Raw genomic sequence first — 17383 nt, 5'->3', positions numbered from 1 at the left:
GTCTTTGTGGCGAGGGGGCTTGCCCCCGTTCGGCTGCGAAGCAGTCGTGAAGTCGGCTTGCACAGTGTCACTGACAAAATGCCGGGGGCCGCTTCGCAGCCCAACGGGGGCAAGCCCCCTCGCCACAAAGGCCCTTGAAGATCCTTCCCTACAACGCCATCGACTCCACCACACACTGTTCGCCCAACGCATCCATCCGCGGCCGACCGAACAAATACCCCTGCCCCCACTCACTGCCGCACGCCGTGCCCAACGCTCGATCAGCTTCAGACTCGATGCCTTCGATAATCACGCACGGCGCCAGGGTCTTGCACAGTTGCACCAGGTGCCCGAGGGTCTGGGCGTTGTTGGTTTCCAGACGCGCGCGTTGCAGGTAGCCCTGGTCGATTTTTACGATGTCGGGGCGAGTCTGGCGGATGAATTCCAGGGTGCCGAGGCCCGCGCCGAAGTCGTCGATGGCCACCCGGCAACCCAGTTCGCGCAGGCACAGGACGAACTCGATGGCGGCCGAGATGCTCGGCGGTGTGGCGCTTTCGGTGATTTCGATCACCAGTCGCGCGGCCACTGAGGGCGCGTCGCGCAGTTGCGTAAGGATGTCTCGCCAGTGACCATCGACAATGGCGCTTTGCGCGGAGATGTTGCAGCCCAGGCGCAGGTGTTCGTTTTGCAGCAGGCGCTCGATCACGCTGTGCACCACGCTACGGTCGAGCTCGCGCATCAATTGAAGTTTCTCCAGCATGGCGAAGGGATAGACGCCCTCGCCCTGGGCATCGATATGGCGCAACAACCCTTCCTGGTACAGCACCCGACTGCTGTCGGGCAACCAGACCACTGGCTGAAACGCCAACACCAACCGGCCCTGTGCCAACTCTCGATAAAAGCTTCTGACTCTGTGCATGTCATATCCGTAGACAAAGCGGCGGCCGGCCGCGGTTGAGCGTTGACTGCCGGCCATAATCGACGCTCGCCCAGCCCTCAGGAAGTGTTCCCGGATACCTTTCGCTTGTCCTTGGAAACGTGCACATACCGTTTATCGACTGCGATCATTTGTTTATTGCGATCATGCGCCGGCTAGCGCGACATCACTTAGCCATCACCTCAGGAAAGACTATGCACAGAATGACCAGCGCCAGTTTTAGGGTGCTTGCCGATGTCCTGACCGACGGAGGGGCGAACGTCAACGCCTTGCTCAAGCAGTTCGACAGTGACGAGGAAGTCTTTGCAAACCCAAAGGGTGTCGGGCTGGAGTTGGTCTATAAGGTGATGGCAGAAGCGGTCAAGCACACCGGTGACCCGGACATCGGCCTGCTGGCGTATACCCGGGCGCACCCGGCTAATCTGGAGGTGCTGGGTTACGCGGTGATGTCATGCGCCACGCTAGGCACTGCACTGCAACGGCTGGTGGACTATCACTCGCTGATCAGCAATGGGTTTTATATGTGCCTGGACCACAAGCCCCAGGCGCTGAAGCTGATCGGTTTCGACATCAGCATCGAGCCGTCGCTGACCCCTCGCCCGTTTATCGACGCCGGCGCCGCGCAAACCCTGGGCTTGGTGCACTGGCTGTTGCCCAAGCACAAACCCCATCCGCTGGCGGCGACGTTCACCTACCCCGAGCCCGCTGACACCTCTCGGCTGGAACGGCTGCTGGGCAGCAACCTGATGTTCGGCGCGGCGTACAACAGCCTGACGTTCAGCAAGGACGACTGCGCGATTGCCCTGCCCACCGCCGACCCCGCGCTGGATGTGCTGCATGTCGAATACGCTCGCGCACGCTTGAACGTGCTGCTCAACGGCTCGATGACCGCGCGGGTGCGACGGGTGTTGTCCGAACGCCTGGCCCAGGGCGTGCCCAGTGATCTGGACAAGATTGCCCAGGTTGTCGGCGTCAGCACGCGCAGTTTGCAACGGCGCTTGAGCAATGAAGACATGCACTTCTCGGCATTGCAGGATGAAGCGCGGTTGATGCTCGCGCACAACTTCCTGCGCAACTCGGCGCGCAGCGTGAAGTACATCGGTGCGTTGCTGGGATTTCGGGATCAGAGCAGTTTTCACAAGGCGTGCATTCGCTGGTTCGGGATGACGCCAGGGCGGTATCGGCAGGCGTCCTGATCCGCCATCCACAGGGGATTTGTTGTGAACACCTGGCCGATAAACAACAGAGATCAACTGTGGGAGCGGGCTTGCTCGCGAAAGCGTCGGGTCAGTCGACATCTACGTTGAATGACAGACCGCATTCGCGAGCAGGCTCGCTCCCACAGTTGTTTTGCAGCGCTTCATCCGCCGCGACAACCTGTCCATCCGCTGCCGGTGGTCGACGGCCACCCTCCACTGGTAACCTGCGCCCTGCTCTTTCAATGACGACGGTGACGCATTTGATCAGCAGTACCCCCACCCTGGCCCGGGATATCGACGGTAAAGCCATCTCCGCCCAAGTGCTCGACGAGGTTCGGGAAGAGGTTCTGGCCCTGGCCGGGCAGCAGATTTATCCCGCTTTGGCCGTCCTGCTGGTCGGCGATGACCCGGCCAGCCATGTGTATGTGCGCAATAAATTGCTGCGGGCCAAGGAAGTCGGGATTCGCTCCCTCGAATACCGTCTGCCGGACACCGCCAGCCAGGCGCAGGTACTCGAACAGATTGCGCAACTGAACGCCGATGCTTCGGTGAACGGCATTCTGGTGCAGTTGCCGTTGCCGGGGCATATCGACGAAGCGGCGGTGATCCATGCCATCGACCCGATCAAGGACGTCGACGGTTTTCATCGGGAAAACGTCGGCGGCCTGGTGCAAGGCATGGACGTGCTGACGCCCTGCACACCGAGCGGCTGCATGCGTCTGCTGAAGGAGACTTGCGGCGACATCAGCGGTTTGCACGCGGTGGTTATCGGCCGCTCGAACATTGTCGGCAAACCGATGGCGACGTTGCTGTTGCAGGCTCATTGCTCGGTCAGCGTGGTGCACTCGCGCAGCGTCGATGCGCCGGCGCTGTGTCGATTGGCGGACATTGTTGTGGCGGCGGTGGGTCGGCCGCACTTGATCGATGCCAGTTGGCTCAAGCCTGGAGCGGTAGTGATCGACGTCGGGATCAATCGCGTGATCGATGAATCCGGCAGCCACTTGGTGGGCGATGTCGACTACGCCAGTGCGCGGACCGTTGCCCGTGCGATCACGCCGGTGCCGGGTGGCGTGGGGCCGATGACGATTGCTTATCTGCTGAAGAACACGCTGATCGCCGCCCAGTTACAGCGTGCAGCACTGGCCCGTGAGTCAGATCCGGATGGGTGTGATTCGGATATCAACTGACTGACGCTAATCTGTGGCAAACACCAGACCTTGTGGCGAGGGAGCTTGCTCCCTCGCCACAAGGTCCGGCGCCAGCCACAGGTTTTCACTCAGGAATCAAAACCTCGGCTTAACCGTCTTCCACTCCGGCTTGTAACGCTGCATCTGCCTCACATCATCGCGCTGGCGAATGCCGCAGGTCAGGTACTGATCATGCAACTTGCCCAGCTGATCATGATCCAGTTCCAACCCCAAACCCGGCGCACGGGTGATCTTCACGCAGCCATCCACGATCGGCAGTTTGCCGCCCTTGATCACCTCTTCGTCCGGTTCCTGCCACGGGTAATGGGTGTCGCAGGCGTAATCCAGATTCGGCACCGACGCGGCCACATGGGCCATCGCCATCAGGCTGATGCCCAAGTGCGAGTTGGAATGCATGGACACGCCCAGGCCAAAGGTCTGGCACATTTTCGCCAGGGCCTGGGTGTCGCGCAGGCCGCCCCAGTAGTGGTGATCGGCGAGCACGATCTGCACGCTGTTCAATGCGACGCTGCGGCGGAACTCATCGAAATCGGTGACCACCATATTGGTCGCCAGCGGCAGGCCGGTGCGTTTGTGCAGCTCGGACATGCCTTCCAGGCCCGGCGTCGGGTCTTCGTAATACTGCAGGTCATCACCCAGCAGTTCGGCCATGCGGATCGAGGTTTCCAGCGACCAGTTGGCGTTCGGGTCAATGCGCAACGGATAACCAGGAAAGGCTTTTTTCAGGGCCTTGATGCACGCCACTTCGTGTTCCGGTTCCAGCGCGCCAGCCTTGAGCTTGATGCTCTTGAAGCCGTAGGTTTCGATCATCCGCCGCGCCTGGGCGACGATCTGTTCTTCGTTCAGCGCCTCGCCCCAACTGTCCGGCTTGTAGGGTGAATCGATGTGCTGCGCGTACTTGAAAAACAGGTAGGCGCTGAACGGGATTTCATCGCGAATCGCCCCGCCCAACAGGTCCACCAAGGGCACATTCAGGGAGTGCGCCTGCAGGTCGAGAAACGCCACTTCAAACGCCGAATAGGCGTTGCTCACCGCTTTGCTGGCGTGGGAACCGGGGGCCAGTTCCGCACCGGCAATGCTGGTGGTTTTGTTGGCCGCCACGGTCGCTTGCACGATGGCGCGTAACTGGTTGAGGTTGAACGGGTCGAGGCCGATCAGTTGATCCTTGAGTTGCATCTGGATCGCCAGCGCCGGGGCATCGCCGTAGCTCTCGCCGAGGCCGATGTAGCCGTTGTCGCTCTCGATTTCGATGATCGAGCGCAACGCAAAGGGTTCGTGAATGCCGCTGGCGTTGAGCAGTGGCGGATCGCGGAAGGCGATGGGGGTCACGGTCACTCGTGTGATTTTCAAAGGGTCAGGCTCCGATTATCCAAGTCTTAATGTGAAGCGGCGTGGCTCGGCACCACGACGTCGTTGCGCGGGGTTGGCGTGCCGGCTTTCGGGGTGGTGCGAGCGAAGAAGATCACCACGGCGGCCACCAGCGAAGTCGCCGCCAAACCGTACAAGCCACCTTCGATTGAACCGGTGGATTGCTCGAGGAAGCCGAACGCCGTCGGCGCGACAAAACCGCCGAGGTTGCCGATGGAATTGATCAGCGCAATCACCGCCGCCGCGATTCGCGCATCCAGATAACTTTGCGGAATCGGCCAGAACAGTGCCGACGCAGCCTTGAAGCCGATGGCGGCAAAACAGATCGCGACAAAGGCGCCGCCGGTGGTGGACATGAACATGCCGAACGCCGCGATCACCAGGGTCAGCGCGACCCAGGCCTGCTGGAATTTCCATTTGCTGGCCATTGCCGCGAAGCCGTACATCGCGACGATGGAAATGATCCACGGCACCGAATTGAACAGGCCGACCTGGAAGTCGCCGAGGTTGCCCATCTTCTTGATCATGCTCGGCAGCCAGAACGTGGCGCCGTAGATAGTCAGGGCGATGGAGAAGTAGATGAAGCAGAACAGCGCAATCTGCCGGTCCGCCAACAGCTTGAACATCGACGGCGCGGGCCCTTTCGCGGCTTCGCGGATTTGCTGTTCTTCAGCGATGGCCGTAATCAGCGCGCCCCGCTCCTCGTCGCTCAGCCATTTCGCCTCGCGTGGATGGGATTGCAACCAGAACCAGACGAAACCGCACAGCACGATGGAAGCGAAGCCCTCGATCAGGAACATCCACTGCCAGCCATGCAGGTTCAAGCCGTTGACGTTCAACAATGCGCCGGAGACCGGGCCGGAAATCACCGAGGCAATCGCCGAACCGCTGAGGAATACCGCCATGGTCTTGCCACGTTCAGACGCCGGCAGCCACTGGGTGAAGTAATAAATGATGCCGGGGAAGAACCCGGCCTCTGCCGCGCCGAGGATAAAGCGCAGCACATAGAAACTGGTTTCACCTTTGACGAAGGCCATCGCCATCGCGGCGGCGCCCCAAGTGAACATGATCCGCGTCAGCCAGACCCGCGCGCCGTAACGCTGCAGCAGCATGTTGGACGGTACTTCAAACAGCGCGTAACCGACGAAAAACAAACCGGCGCCCAAACCATAAGCCGCTGCACCGATGCCGAGGTCTGTCTCCATGTGGCTGCGCACGAAACCGATGTTGACCCGGTCGATGTAGTTGACGATGAACATGACCACGAACAGCGGCAGCACGTGGCGCTTCACTTTCGCGGCGGCACGGGCGAGTACCGTGGGTTCCGGCGAACTCTGGAGGGTATTCAAGGGGCGACTCCCGATCTTGTTTTTTTGGGGACGAACCGATCATGGACGGCGCAATTGATCCCGTCTAATCTAACTTGGCATTCGATTGATACCTGGATTAGATCAATGTTCGAACTCACCCAGCTGCGCTGCTTCACTACGGTGGCGACCGAACTGAATTTCCGTCGCGCCGCCGAACGCTTGAACATGACCCAACCGCCGCTCAGTCGACAGATTCAACTGTTGGAGCATCACCTGGGTGTCGAGTTGTTCACCCGCACCACCCGCAGCGTCGCCCTGACCGCCGCCGGGCGCGCGTTCTTCATCGAAGCGCAGAACCTGCTGGAGCGCGCGCAGCAAGCGGCGGTCACCGCTCGACGCTTTGCCGAAGGGGATATCGGCACGGTCAATATCAGTTTCGTCGGCAGCGCGGTGTATGAATTCCTGCCCAAGGTCATCGCCGAAGCACGGCTCAAGCAGCCTCATGTGAAAATCGATCTGTCGGAGATGAACACCTATCAGCAGCACGAAGCCCTGCGCGCCCGTCGTATCGACTTGGGCATAGTCCGCGCGCCGTTGCTGGAACCGGGCTACGCCACCGAATGCCTGGTGCGCGAGCCGTTTCTCCTGGCGGTGCCGAGCAATCATCCGCTGGCCAGCGCCGACAGCGTGTCCGTGCAAGACCTCGACGCCCAACCTTTCCTAATGTACTCCCACGCCGCCTACCCGCCGTTTAACGAACTGCTGACCGGTATGCTGCGCTCGGCCCGCGTCGCCCCGGAATACGTGCAATGGCTGGGTTCATCCCTGACCATCCTGGCGCTGGTCAACGCCGGCATGGGCCTGGCCCTGGTGCCGCGCTGCGCTTCAAGCGTGGTGTTCAAGAACGTGGTGTTTCGCGATATCGACCTGGGGGAAGGCGTGCAAAGCGAGCTGCATCTGATCTGGCGCGAGAACAACGACAACCCGGCGTTTGCCATGTTGCTGGAGGGGATTCGACGGGCGGTCCGGGAAGGTTGGGGCGCGCCGTGAATGCAGTTTTCCGCAGGCAAGAAAAAGCCCAATTGTTGCAGATCGGGCTCAGGTATTAACAACTGATAGCGGTGGTAATCCTGACGTCGTGAAGCGTAGGCATTGTGAGCCGTGGATGCTACTTAGGGGTCATCATCCTGTCCGGAAAGCGGTAGCGCTTCATAGATCGTCTGAAGTGGAAGTTTTCCTTTGCACAGCTAAGCTTCGACAGGCCAACGAGCGTATTAATGAAAAGCCGTTTAATACTTTCTCGGTCCGGTGCATGGGTAAGCGTTGTGCTGATTATCAAAACTGTCGAATGCATCAATCAACGATAATCGACACCCCCGAATGAGAAAGCGGAGACGGATATCCTGTGAAAACCAAGAACGTAGTTCGGGGTGGAATACTGCTAGGTGCCCTACTCTTGATATTTTTTACTTTCTATCAAGTATTGTCACTTCAGGCAGGGCGCCCTTATCCCGCCCCCGCCCCGACATCGATTGAAGACCCTGTTGAGCCTAATCCCGGAACAGGCACACCTTCTACCGATCCTGCGGCCCCCGACTTCCTGGCGATGGACCGGGTTCTGGAAAGGCTGGCGTCCGCATCTATCGTATTTAACGCGCCCTCTCATCTGAACGCCGAAGATACGACTGAAATCCAACTGGTGATGAGTCTTGCGGAAACTGCCGAGATGCTTGAGTCAATCGTCTCGGCCCCTGGAGAAAAGGAACACGCGACCGTCAAGGTCTCCAAGTTAATGGAAGCGAAGCTCATTGGAGAAAATTACTCAATAAAGAGCATCACTCCAGAACAGCAGATCGTGGCCAATCAGGGTATTACGGAATGGAAATGGTCCGTTCACCCTACCAGTGAAGGACGCCAAACACTTTATTTAACACTGACCGCAATTTTGAGTGTCGACGGTTCAACGCTCCAAAAATCAATCAGAACATTTGAAAAAGAAATTGTTGTAGAGGTTACGGCCACTCAGCGGATTAAGTACTTTGTCGAAAATAATTGGCAGTGGTTATGGGCCGCCATTCTGATTCCGTTAATCGGCTGGTTGATCAAAGCGATGAAAACAAAGATTTCCCGGCGAACTCAAGGTGAGTGACGGATCACAACATTTGTTTAGTCCTGAAATCGGGCTTTGAGTAACCACGACCTCACCCCGCTTCGGTAAACACCGTCCCCAGCCAATCCGACAAACCATCAACGCCACACTTCAACGGGTTGAGGCCTGGCGTTGATGGTTTGTCCAGCTAAAACACCATTGGTCGCCTATCGACCACTTCGAATCATATCCGCCGCCTTCTCGCCAATCATGATGCACACCGAATTGGGGTTGCCTGAAATCAACGTCGGCATGACCGATGCGTCGGCCACCCGCAGCCCTTCAATGCCGTGCACCTTCAGGTCCGGGCCGACCACCGAACGCTCATCCACGCCCATGCGACAGGTGCCGGACGGATGCAACGCAGCGTGGGCTTCTTCGTGGCAGAACTTCTTCATGGCCGCTCGCGAGGTGACGGTTGCGTCCGGCACATGACGCCGCGCCAGGTAAGGCTTGAAGGCTGCCTGGGACATGATTTCCTCGCCCACCAGGCAACCGTCTACCAGGCTTTCAATGTCATAAGGGTCGGAGAAATAGTTGGGCACGATCCGTGGCGGCGACATCGGGTCTGCGGAATATAGCTCGACGTAACCTCTGGATTTCGGCCGGATCTGTCCCAGGTTGAGTGTGCAGCCGTTGCCACCGGGAACGGAGTCAACGCCTTCTTCGATCCCGGCGCCCACCACCATGAAATACTGGATATCCGGATTGGTGGCCGCTTTGTCGCCCCACCAGAACGCCCCGCCCTCGATCAGGTTGGACGCTGCCGGGCCTTGCCGGAACAACGCATATTGCAAGCCCGCCATCATCTTCCAATGCAGCTTTTTGTACTTGTCGTAGCTGTGGGGGCCGGTCAACTCATAAACCAGCGACACTTCGATATGGTCCTGGAGGTTCTGCCCCACGCCGGGCAAATCCTTGATCACTTTGATGCCATGCTTTTCAAGCTGCGCAGCGGGGCCAATGCCGGACAACATCAACAAGCGAGGTGAGTTGATCGCGCCGGACGACAGGACGATTTCCTTTTCGGCATGCATCACCTGGCGCACACCCTTCTCGATGTATTCCACGCCAATGGCCTTGTCGCCCTGAGTCAGGATGCGGATCACACGGCAACCGGTCTTGACCGTCAGGTTCTTGCGCGACTTCGCGGGGGCCAGGTAGGCCACGGCCGCACTGCTGCGAAAACCATTCTTGGCGGTGATCTGATACAGCCCGCAGCCTTCAGGTTTGCCCGAGTTGAAATCCTCGTTGTAGGGCAAGCCGTACTGTTGGCAAGCGCGCAGCCACACTTTGGTCAGCGGGTGAATATTGATCGGATCAGACACACCCAACGGCCCACCCACGCCGTGGACGTCGTTGCAGAAACGCTCGTTGTCCTCGGCTTTCTTGAAGTAAGGCAATACGTCTTTGTAAGACCAACCGGTTGCGCCCTGCTCGGCCCAACCGTCGTAGTCGGCGGGGACGCCACGGATGTAAATCATCGCATTGACCGAACTCCCGCCCCCCAGCACGCTGGCCTGGACCATGGTCGGCGTTTCGGTGCGGCGTTGATCTTCGGTGGGCTCCCAGGCATAGCGCTTGAGCAGCGGACCTTGCGCCGTCTTGTAGTAGGCGCCGGGAATATGGATGTAGGGGTTGCGGTCGCGCGGCCCCTCTTCAAACAGAACCACCGACGCAGACGAATCTTCGCTGAGTCTCGATGCCACCGTGCAGCCCGTCGAGCCGCCTCCGATTACGATGAAATCCACCATGACGCTTAAGACCTTTTATGAGGTAACGAGGGAGTGGTTAATCCGTGGGAACGGCGCTTTATCGACCAACGAGGCTGACTAACAGCGCCTTCAGCTCTTTCGCGACCTCATAGCTGTTTTGCTGCTGCTGTTTCTTGCAGAACAACTCGCAACTCCACCAGCCGTCGTAACCGGTGGCCTTCACCGCGTCCGTCCACTCGGCGAGGTTCAAGATCCCGCGCCCGGTCGGGATGTCCCGAAGGAGGTCTTCATTGGGAATGCCACCGGCAAACGGCAGCGAGTCACACACATGCACGCCGTAGATCACGTCTTTGTTCATGCGCGCGATGTCTTCGGGCCTGACGCCGGAGGTAAAGCAATGCCAGTAATCGATCACCATTTTGACGTTGCTGCGTTCGGTGCGATCGATCAGCTGCAGTTGGTGCGCCAGGGTGTTCAACGGCGTCCACGACAACGCTTCCAGATAAAGCAGGACGTCGTATTGCTTGGCCAGGTCCGCCAGCAGCGCCAGGTTGTGGGCGGTCAACGCAAATTGTTCGGCTTCATCGTGCCCGAGCAAACCGCTGTAATGAGTACTGCTGCCGTGTTGCTGAAAATCGATCACCGCTTGCACGTTGATCGGCCCGGTGAGCACTTGCACACCCTTGGCGCCGACCAGGTGGGCCAGTTGAAACAGGCGTTCTGCTTCCTTCAACAAATCGTCGCGTTCGGCGCCCTGGCGTTCGATATCCCGCAAGTAACCGATCCCGGTGACGTGGGTGTTGCTCAGCAACGCTTTGAGTTCCGATTCGGAATGACCGGCCTGCAAATAGGCTTCCAGTTTGCCGCTGTAGATTTCCAGCGCATCGAAACCGACGGTCTTTGCGATGTCGATGTCGATCGCCAGGGTCGAATGTTTGGCGACTGTGGAGTGCAAGGCCAGGATGTTGTTTTGAGTGTGCATATAAGGCTCCTACCGTTGGCATCCAGTGTAGAGCGATAGGGTTCCGGCGGTTATTTCGCACTCGCGGCAAATGCGGCGCAACCTGACGCAGTTGCTGCGTCAGGTGTCGAGCGGGCTTGCTCGCGAATGCGTCCGATCAGTCAACACTTAGGCTAAATGACACACCGCTTTCGCGAGCAAGCCCGCTCCCACAGGGGTTATAGGGTTGAAATCGCGAGGCGGTTGGCCAATGTGGAGACGGCTATTGCAGCTGCGTCCAGTCGCTCCGCCGGCAAGGTGCCCTGAGCGATGGCCGCGGTGATGGCGCGAACGATCTGCGGCATCTCCGGCATCGCTTTGGCGGAAACCAGCAACAGATCCGCCCCCGCGTTCAGCGCCGCCACCGCGACTTCACCGAGGGACAAGTCGCCGAGGGTGGAGCGGTGGTCGAGGTCAATGGTCATGACCAGGCCCTTGAACCCCAGTTCCTGACGCAGCAAACCGATCAATTCGGGAGACAGCGACGCGGCAACCGGCGGCTGGCACGCGGCAAAAATCGCCGGCCCCATCATCACCGCGTCGGCCCCGGCATTCACCCCGGCTTGAAACGCAGGCCAGTAGGCGCGCAGTTGATCCAGCGACTCGTTGACCACCGCCACCTCCGTGGCCGGTTGATTCAGCAGCACTGGATGCCCGGGGAAATGCTTCAGCGTGCTGGCCAGCCCGGCCCGACGCACGCCGCGAACGTAAGCGCCGACCATCGCAGCCGCGCGCTCGACATCATCGCTGAGCGTGCGCCCCCGCAACCAGACGTTGGTGCCGCCCACCACATCGGCGGTCGGCGACAGCAGCAGATTCACCCCGGCATTGCGCACGGCGGTCGCGACTTGAAAGCACGCCTCTTCAAGCTCGATCACATCCATCGCCCTGGCCCGCTCCGGCTCGGGCAGCGCCGGCGCTATCCCTTGCAAACGGTGCACCGCGGAGATATCCGCATCCGCCGCGAGCAGCAACGGACCGCCCAGTTCCCTGGCCGTGCCGGTGAACCGCTGCCACTTTTCCAGGGTTTCCGCTTGCAGGCGACTCGCGCTCATTTTGCCGCTGACATACTCCTGCGCGGTCTCGCCGAACAGCAGGCTGCGCCCGCCACTGCCGAGAAAACGGCGCACGCTGTCGTTCATGTCCAGGTCGAGCAACACCGGGAACAGGACGCTGAATGCCTTGCTTTCAAGGGTGCTCATGGTCAACCCCGACGGGAGATGTGTTGGTCGTGATTTGCCGCTGCCAGTTCGCGAACCTTGGTGGCCGCGTCCAACAGCACCTGACGATCCAGCGTGCCTTCCTGAACCGCTGCGACAATCGCCTCGGCGATGGCATCCAGTCCCGACTCGCTGGACACCAGCAACAAATGCGCGCCCGCCGCCAGCGAAGCGACGGCAGTGTCGGTGATCGAATGACCCCGGAGGATGGACACCGCATCCAGATCATCGGAAATGATCAAGCCACCAAAACCAAGAGTGTCACGCAAAACCCCGATGACTTTCGCCGAGGTCGAGGCGGAGTGATCAGGGTCGATGGCCGGAAAAACCGCCGGCCCGGGCATCACCGCTTGCACGCCGGTGGCGATGACCTGTTTGAACACGTCGAGGTTGTCATTGAGCAATTCCAGCGGCCCCGGAACCGTAGCTTCGGCGATGGCCGGATCGTTTTCAGTGACGTAATGACCGGGGAAGTGCTTGGCGGTGGCGATGACCCCGGCACGCTGGACCCCACGGATAAAGGCACAGGAAACCCGGCTGACTTCCACCGGATCAGCCCCCAAGTGACGGTTGTGCAACCACGGGTTGGCGCCCGTGACCACATCGACAATCGGCGCCAGGAACAGATTGACGCCCAGGCCCCGCGCGACGGTGGCCATCTCAAAACTGCGTTGCTCGATGGCTTGCGCACTGAGGCCCTTGAGCTGTGCTCTCGACGCAATGGCCGGCACCAATTGATGCAGGCGCTCGATGCCGCCGAGTTCCTGATCCACCGCAATCAATACGGGCGCCCCGGCCAACGCCGTCGCCTCTGCGGCGATGTCGATGAAGTCGGCCTGGGTTTCAGTGCCCTTGCGCGCTTGGCTCATGTCCCGGCCGACGTACTCGTCCCGGGTTTCACCGAGCAAAATGGAAACGCCGCCACGGCTCAAATAACGACGGACGTTGTCGTCCAGGTGCAGATCCCCGAACGCGGGCAGCAGGACGGAATACGCAGCTTGATGCAGTTCGCTAGACATCGCTTTTCCTCAACACAGTTTTTGAGCGGAACGCTCGACTTTTTTATCGTGATCGCGTTTTGAGCCAACGGATTTACTGTTCTGGAAAAACCACCCAGGCTCGCCGTTGACTGGATTCGACACAGGCCTGGGACAACAGCACGCCGCGCACGCCCTCGTGAATATCCGGCAACGGCACGGTCGTCGCCGTGCGCCACCCTGCCCCAGCGTCGAGGGCATCGGCGAAATCGGCATACAAAACCGCCAGCGCTTCCAGATAGCCTTCGGTATTGCCTGCGGGCAGGCTGGTGAAGGTCAACGTCTGGACCGAGTTGTCGCTCTGGCCGCGACGGTAGATGCGGTCGGCGCCGTCGATAGGCGTAAACAGCAAGGTTTCCGGTGACTCCTGGCACCACTCGAGCGACGCCTTGCTGCCAATGATCTTGAACCGTAACCCGTTGCGATGCCCCGGCGCGGCGAAACTGGCCCAGAGCAAACCGTCTGCGCCACCTGCAAATTCCAGTTGCACCACACAGGTGTCGTCCAGGCCCCAACCGGGCACGACCGTGGTCAACTTGGCGTTCAGATTCGTGCAGCGTTGCCCGGAAAGGAACTCAAGCATATTGAACGCGTGAGTCCCGACATCGCCCAGCGCGCCGGTCGGGCCGGCCTTCTCCGGATCGCCACGCCACGCGAGGCTTTTGCTCAATCCCTCCACGCCCGGCGCCAGCCATTCCAGCAAATACTCGACATACATGAAGCGGATTTCACCCAATTCCCCGGCCTGGATCCGACTGCGCGCGTCCCTGACCATGGGATAGCCCTGATAGGTGTAGGTCACCGCGAAAAACGTATTGTGCAGCTCGGCAATGCGCGCCAACTCAAAGGCTTCTTGCGGGTCATTGACCAGCGGCTTGTCGCAAATCACCGGGATCCCGGCCTCAAGGAACAGTCGGCACGGTTCGAAATGCAGGTGATTGGGCGTGACGATGACCACCGCATCGATGGGGTCCGGACGCCGGGATTCGGCAGCGGCCATGTCCGCGAATGACAGGTAAATCCGGTCGTCCTCAAGATTGAACGCCGCGCCGGCCTCACGGCATTTGTCCGCGTCCGAAGAGAAGGCGCCGGCGACCATCTCGAAGCGATTGCACAAGCGCATGGCCGCTCGATGATAACTGGCGAAGTAAGCGCCCTGCCCGCCGCCGACCATGCCGACCTTGAAACGCCTTTGCCCTGGAATGTCGCCGGTTAATCTTGCCATCGCTTGAAGACTCCACTAATGAGTGCTCCATGAAGTATCAGCGGGGCTTCTTTTTATCTCCATTTCGCACTTCTTCAATACATGACGCGCACTGAAGCACCCTGGCCGCCAAACAGTATCTTCAAGACGAAGCAACATCAGTTGTTACCCACGAAAAATCAATGTGTTACTGGCTGTGGTCGGGAGTAACCCGAAGGCTGTGGACTGGCCCGTCCGGCCACGATGATCCAGTCTTATCAGAGCCAACCAAGCCGAAAACACGCCGTATTCAGCTGTTTATAAAAGAACCCTTGGAATTGAATAAACCGGCATAAAACATGCTTGGATTAATAACAACGAATTCAAGCACTTGTGGTTAAGCAAAGGGTTATTTCGATAACTGCGCTATAACTTTTATAACCTGCCACTTAATTAACCAGACCCCATCGAGATAACAATGCCCAGCCGAGGAGATCAGCCCCCCATGTCGTTGACTGCCGCCACCTCGCACCCCGAGCGACAGCAGGTTCGCAGTGACTTGCAGGCCAATGTGCAAAAGAACCTGAGTACGCTGGTGGAGTCCTGCCGGTCGGTAGCTGACATGTGCCGCAAGGTCGACGTCAATCGCCAGCAGTTCAACAAATACCTGGTGGGCCAGCACGTTCCTTCGCAGAAGATCCTGCAGAAGATCGGCCGCTATTTCATGATGGAAGCCGAGGACCTGTTTCGCCCGCCCGCCGAGTTCAAGAAGTTCTACGAAGGGTATGAAAACGAGCTGCCGACAGACTTGCGCGCCTCGGCGCAATTCAATCATTTCCTGCCGCTGGCCAAGCAGTCGGCGGATCTGCTTGAAGACTATCTGGGCGTCTATTACCGCTACCACAACTCATCGATCTACAAGGGCCGGATCCTGCGTTCCGTCACGTGCCTGTATCGCGCCGATTCGATGGTGCAGTACGTCACGGTTGAGCGTTTCCCGTTGCTCGATGGCAGCGGCAAGATTGGCTACTCGTTCACCTATCACGGTTTTTGTCTGTTGCTCGGGGACCGTTTGTTCCTGGTGGACTTTGAAGGCAAGCAACGCAACGAGATGACGTTTTCGATCCTGACTCCACAGCATCGCCGACCGATCCGCTTCCTGTATGGCCTGGTCACCGGCGTGGCGTCTTCGTCTTTCCGCCAGCCCTTCTCTACCCGAATGGCGCTGGGTTTGGTGGATAAAGGCAAGATCCGCAAGCATCACCTGCGCAACGCCACCGCCGTGCTGCCCAGCGACCAGTCTTTACCCTTGGAAGTGCGCGAATACATGACCGGCGACAACGCGACCATCGTGTGGGGCGGTCAGGACTGAGGCGGTTGCTCACCGCCCTTTTCATCGTCATTCATGGCTTTGCGAAAGCCCTTGATGGATTCACCGACATCGGTGCCCAGGTGCTTCAGTTTCTTGGTGCCGAAGACCAGCACAACCACCACCAGCATGACGATCCAGTGCTTCCAGTCCAAAATGCCCATCGCCTGATTCCTCTGTAGACCCGTTGATTAATTCACCCGCGAACCGCGCGCCGTGATCACCTCGACCAACGACGGACCCTTGCTGTTCAGGGCCTTGATAAAGGTGGGATTGAGTTGTGAAGCGTGCTCGACCCGCCACGCGTCAAGACCGAAATTCCTGGCAATGCCGGCGAAGTCCGGCGAGTAGGGTTTGCCGTCCGGCAAATTGAATTCGCCGGCGCGATGTTGCTCGACCACCGGGACCTGCACATCGCTCAATGACACGTAACCACTGTTGTTAAACACCAGGAACACCACGGGAATGCTGTGCATCACGCACACCGCCATCTCCTGCATCGACTGCAGGAAATCCCCGTCGCCCACGGCGCACACCACCTGACGCGCCGGCATGGCGAGCTTTGCGCCGATGGCCGCCGGCACCGCCCAACCCAACGTGCCGGCACCGCCGGTACACAGAAGATTGCCGGGATCGTCGTGGGCGAACATCTCCCGCGCGATGGCCTGGGTGCGCCCTGCGCCGATCACCAGCAGCGCATCGCTTTCCAGCACCGCGCGCAATTCGGCCAAGGGTTTGTGAACGGTCAAGACCGGAACATCGCTGACGCCGTCGTCGATCCAGTGCGGTGCGGGATGTTCACCCGGCGCGGCGGTTTTCAGTCGGGGATCCAGCCGTTGCATTTCACTGGTCGCCCGTAACGTGGCGGGCGCCAGGCTGACGTCCAGCGAAGCGCTCTGCACCGCGTGGGCAATCTCCAGGCTGACCGGTCCGGCTCGGCCACTCAACATCGTATCGAACGCCCGACGCAGGGCTGCCGGCAACTGTTCAATCGCCGAGACCTGCACATGCGCTTTGGTAATGCCGGGCGCCAGCCCCCCTGTGGGAGCGGGCTTGCTCGCGAAGACGCCGGCAGATCCAACATCAATATCGCCTGACACTCCGCTTTCGCGAGCGAGCCCGCTCCCACACTTGGCCTGGCACAGATCACCTGTGGGAGTGTGCTGGTCAAACAAAACACCGTCACCGCTGATAACCAGCATCGCCGATGAATCCGCCAACGCCGCCGCCATCGCGCCCAGAGCTTTGGAAATCGCCGGCGGGACGGGCAGCAGGACCGCCATGGGACGACCGCAGGCGCGGAAATAGCCATCGGCCAGATGCACCGAGCTTTGCTCCTGCATCACTTGAATGAACGGGATGTCGGTGCCGGCCGTCAGCAAGGCTTCCACCAATGCCCACGCGCCGTCACCCGGCATCCCGGCCACGTAGTCGACACCGTTCGCTTTCAGCGCTTTCGCCACAATCTGGCCGCCAGTGAGTTTCACAGGACACTCCAATCAAAATCTCAGGATCACGATTGGAGTATTCGCCCGCCGCCGCCCCGGCTCAATTTCGCACACCCGGCAAAAGAGACGCAGGTTGACGCAGCTCATCGATCCCCCTCACCCGTTCAGGGAGAACTATGGTTAGGGGGAGTCTGCTGCGCCGATTAGGTCACTTTGATGCGTCAGTGTGCGTCGCTTTTAAAGATGCTGCGAAATTGAGTG

14 protein-coding genes and 1 pseudogene are annotated in these 17383 nt (G+C 59.6%); 5 read left to right on the top strand and 10 right to left on the bottom strand.

Annotated elements, in window-relative coordinates; translation table 11 throughout:
* Positions 1 to 148: 148 nt before the first annotated feature.
* On the bottom strand, positions 149 to 898 hold the full coding sequence (locus ACIQY3_RS00545; RefSeq protein ID WP_403016193.1) for an EAL domain-containing protein: 750 nt from the start codon (positions 896 to 898) through the stop codon (positions 149 to 151).
* A gap of 212 nt (positions 899 to 1110) precedes the next feature.
* Between ACIQY3_RS00545 and ACIQY3_RS00540 the strand changes: the two genes are divergently transcribed.
* Positions 1111 to 2112 carry an AraC family transcriptional regulator gene (locus ACIQY3_RS00540; RefSeq protein ID WP_403016191.1) on the top strand — a complete coding sequence of 334 codons (1002 nt, stop codon included), beginning with the start codon at positions 1111 to 1113 and terminating at the stop codon, positions 2110 to 2112.
* Positions 2113 to 2375: 263 nt separating this feature from the next.
* Positions 2376 to 3302 (top strand): bifunctional 5,10-methylenetetrahydrofolate dehydrogenase/5,10-methenyltetrahydrofolate cyclohydrolase, encoded by a 927-nt coding sequence (locus tag ACIQY3_RS00535; protein ID WP_403016189.1) that lies wholly within the window; start codon positions 2376 to 2378, stop codon positions 3300 to 3302.
* Between the two features lie 96 nt (positions 3303 to 3398).
* On the opposite strand, the gene ACIQY3_RS00530 is transcribed toward ACIQY3_RS00535, so the two are convergent.
* Both ACIQY3_RS00530 and ACIQY3_RS00525 read right to left on the bottom strand, forming a co-directional pair.
* Positions 3399 to 4673 (bottom strand): glucarate dehydratase family protein, encoded by a 1275-nt coding sequence (locus ACIQY3_RS00530; protein WP_403016187.1) that lies wholly within the window; start codon positions 4671 to 4673, stop codon positions 3399 to 3401.
* A gap of 26 nt (positions 4674 to 4699) precedes the next feature.
* Positions 4700 to 6040, bottom strand: coding sequence for an MFS transporter (locus tag ACIQY3_RS00525; protein WP_403016185.1), 1341 nt, complete (start codon positions 6038 to 6040; stop codon positions 4700 to 4702).
* 105 nt (positions 6041 to 6145) lie between these two features.
* On the opposite strand from ACIQY3_RS00525, the gene ACIQY3_RS00520 reads away from it, so the two are divergent.
* Both ACIQY3_RS00520 and ACIQY3_RS00515 read left to right on the top strand, forming a co-directional pair.
* Positions 6146 to 7051, top strand: coding sequence for a LysR substrate-binding domain-containing protein (locus tag ACIQY3_RS00520; RefSeq protein WP_403016183.1), 906 nt, complete (start codon positions 6146 to 6148; stop codon positions 7049 to 7051).
* A gap of 355 nt (positions 7052 to 7406) precedes the next feature.
* Positions 7407 to 8150, top strand: coding sequence for a hypothetical protein (locus tag ACIQY3_RS00515; protein WP_403016181.1), 744 nt, complete (start codon positions 7407 to 7409; stop codon positions 8148 to 8150).
* Between the two features lie 167 nt (positions 8151 to 8317).
* Here ACIQY3_RS00515 and ACIQY3_RS00510 read toward each other — a convergent pair whose 3' ends face one another.
* The 5 genes from ACIQY3_RS00510 to ACIQY3_RS00490 form a co-directional block, all read right to left on the bottom strand.
* The gene (locus tag ACIQY3_RS00510; RefSeq protein WP_403016179.1) at positions 8318 to 9904 is read right to left on the bottom strand and encodes a GMC family oxidoreductase; all 1587 of its coding nucleotides are present in this window, start codon (positions 9902 to 9904) and stop codon (positions 8318 to 8320) included.
* Positions 9905 to 9962: 58 nt separating this feature from the next.
* Positions 9963 to 10847, bottom strand: coding sequence for a sugar phosphate isomerase/epimerase family protein (locus ACIQY3_RS00505; RefSeq protein WP_403016177.1), 885 nt, complete (start codon positions 10845 to 10847; stop codon positions 9963 to 9965).
* 197 nt (positions 10848 to 11044) lie between these two features.
* Entirely contained in the window at positions 11045 to 12067 is a 1023-nt protein-coding gene (locus tag ACIQY3_RS00500; RefSeq protein WP_403016175.1) for a glycoside hydrolase family 3 N-terminal domain-containing protein, read from the bottom strand.
* Between the two features lie 2 nt (positions 12068 to 12069).
* Entirely contained in the window at positions 12070 to 13104 is a 1035-nt protein-coding gene (locus ACIQY3_RS00495) for a glycoside hydrolase family 3 N-terminal domain-containing protein (RefSeq protein WP_403016173.1), read from the bottom strand.
* A 73-nt stretch (positions 13105 to 13177) separates the two neighbouring features.
* Positions 13178 to 14347: a Gfo/Idh/MocA family protein gene (locus ACIQY3_RS00490; protein ID WP_403016171.1), complete on the bottom strand. Its 1170-nt coding sequence runs from the start codon at positions 14345 to 14347 to the stop codon at positions 13178 to 13180.
* A 463-nt stretch (positions 14348 to 14810) separates the two neighbouring features.
* Between ACIQY3_RS00490 and ACIQY3_RS00485 the strand changes: the two genes are divergently transcribed.
* The gene (locus tag ACIQY3_RS00485) at positions 14811 to 15677 is read left to right on the top strand and encodes an XRE family transcriptional regulator (RefSeq protein ID WP_123512810.1); all 867 of its coding nucleotides are present in this window, start codon (positions 14811 to 14813) and stop codon (positions 15675 to 15677) included.
* 8 nt (positions 15678 to 15685) lie between these two features.
* Here ACIQY3_RS00485 and ACIQY3_RS00480 read toward each other — a convergent pair.
* A pseudogene (locus ACIQY3_RS00480) lies at positions 15686 to 15838 on the bottom strand (twin-arginine translocase TatA/TatE family subunit); the annotation flags it as partial.
* Positions 15839 to 15865: 27 nt separating this feature from the next.
* Entirely contained in the window at positions 15866 to 17161 is a 1296-nt protein-coding gene (locus ACIQY3_RS00475; RefSeq protein ID WP_403016168.1) for a thiamine pyrophosphate-dependent enzyme, read from the bottom strand.
* Positions 17162 to 17383 lie beyond the last annotated feature (222 nt).

Source organism: Pseudomonas sp. NPDC096950 (genome assembly GCF_044762525.1).
Taxonomy (GTDB): domain Bacteria; phylum Pseudomonadota; class Gammaproteobacteria; order Pseudomonadales; family Pseudomonadaceae; genus Aquipseudomonas.
The sequence above is the reverse complement of the archived record's forward strand: the minus strand, read 5'-3'. Positions and strand labels throughout refer to the sequence as shown.

What these genes read in the sequence shown, in the direction of transcription:
- ACIQY3_RS00545 (WP_403016193.1), bottom strand. Translation starts at nt 898, where the DNA reads ATGCACAGAGTCAGAAGCTTTTATCGAGAGTTGGCACAGGGCCGGTTG.
- ACIQY3_RS00540 (WP_403016191.1), top strand. Translation starts at nt 1,111, where the DNA reads ATGCACAGAATGACCAGCGCCAGTTTTAGGGTGCTTGCCGATGTCCTG.
- ACIQY3_RS00520 (WP_403016183.1), top strand. Translation starts at nt 6,146, where the DNA reads ATGTTCGAACTCACCCAGCTGCGCTGCTTCACTACGGTGGCGACCGAA.
- ACIQY3_RS00510 (WP_403016179.1), bottom strand. Translation starts at nt 9,904, where the DNA reads ATGGTGGATTTCATCGTAATCGGAGGCGGCTCGACGGGCTGCACGGTG.
- ACIQY3_RS00505 (WP_403016177.1), bottom strand. Translation starts at nt 10,847, where the DNA reads ATGCACACTCAAAACAACATCCTGGCCTTGCACTCCACAGTCGCCAAA.
- ACIQY3_RS00500 (WP_403016175.1), bottom strand. Translation starts at nt 12,067, where the DNA reads ATGAGCACCCTTGAAAGCAAGGCATTCAGCGTCCTGTTCCCGGTGTTG.
- ACIQY3_RS00495 (WP_403016173.1), bottom strand. Translation starts at nt 13,104, where the DNA reads ATGTCTAGCGAACTGCATCAAGCTGCGTATTCCGTCCTGCTGCCCGCG.
- ACIQY3_RS00490 (WP_403016171.1), bottom strand. Translation starts at nt 14,347, where the DNA reads ATGGCAAGATTAACCGGCGACATTCCAGGGCAAAGGCGTTTCAAGGTC.
- ACIQY3_RS00485 (WP_123512810.1), top strand. Translation starts at nt 14,811, where the DNA reads ATGTCGTTGACTGCCGCCACCTCGCACCCCGAGCGACAGCAGGTTCGC.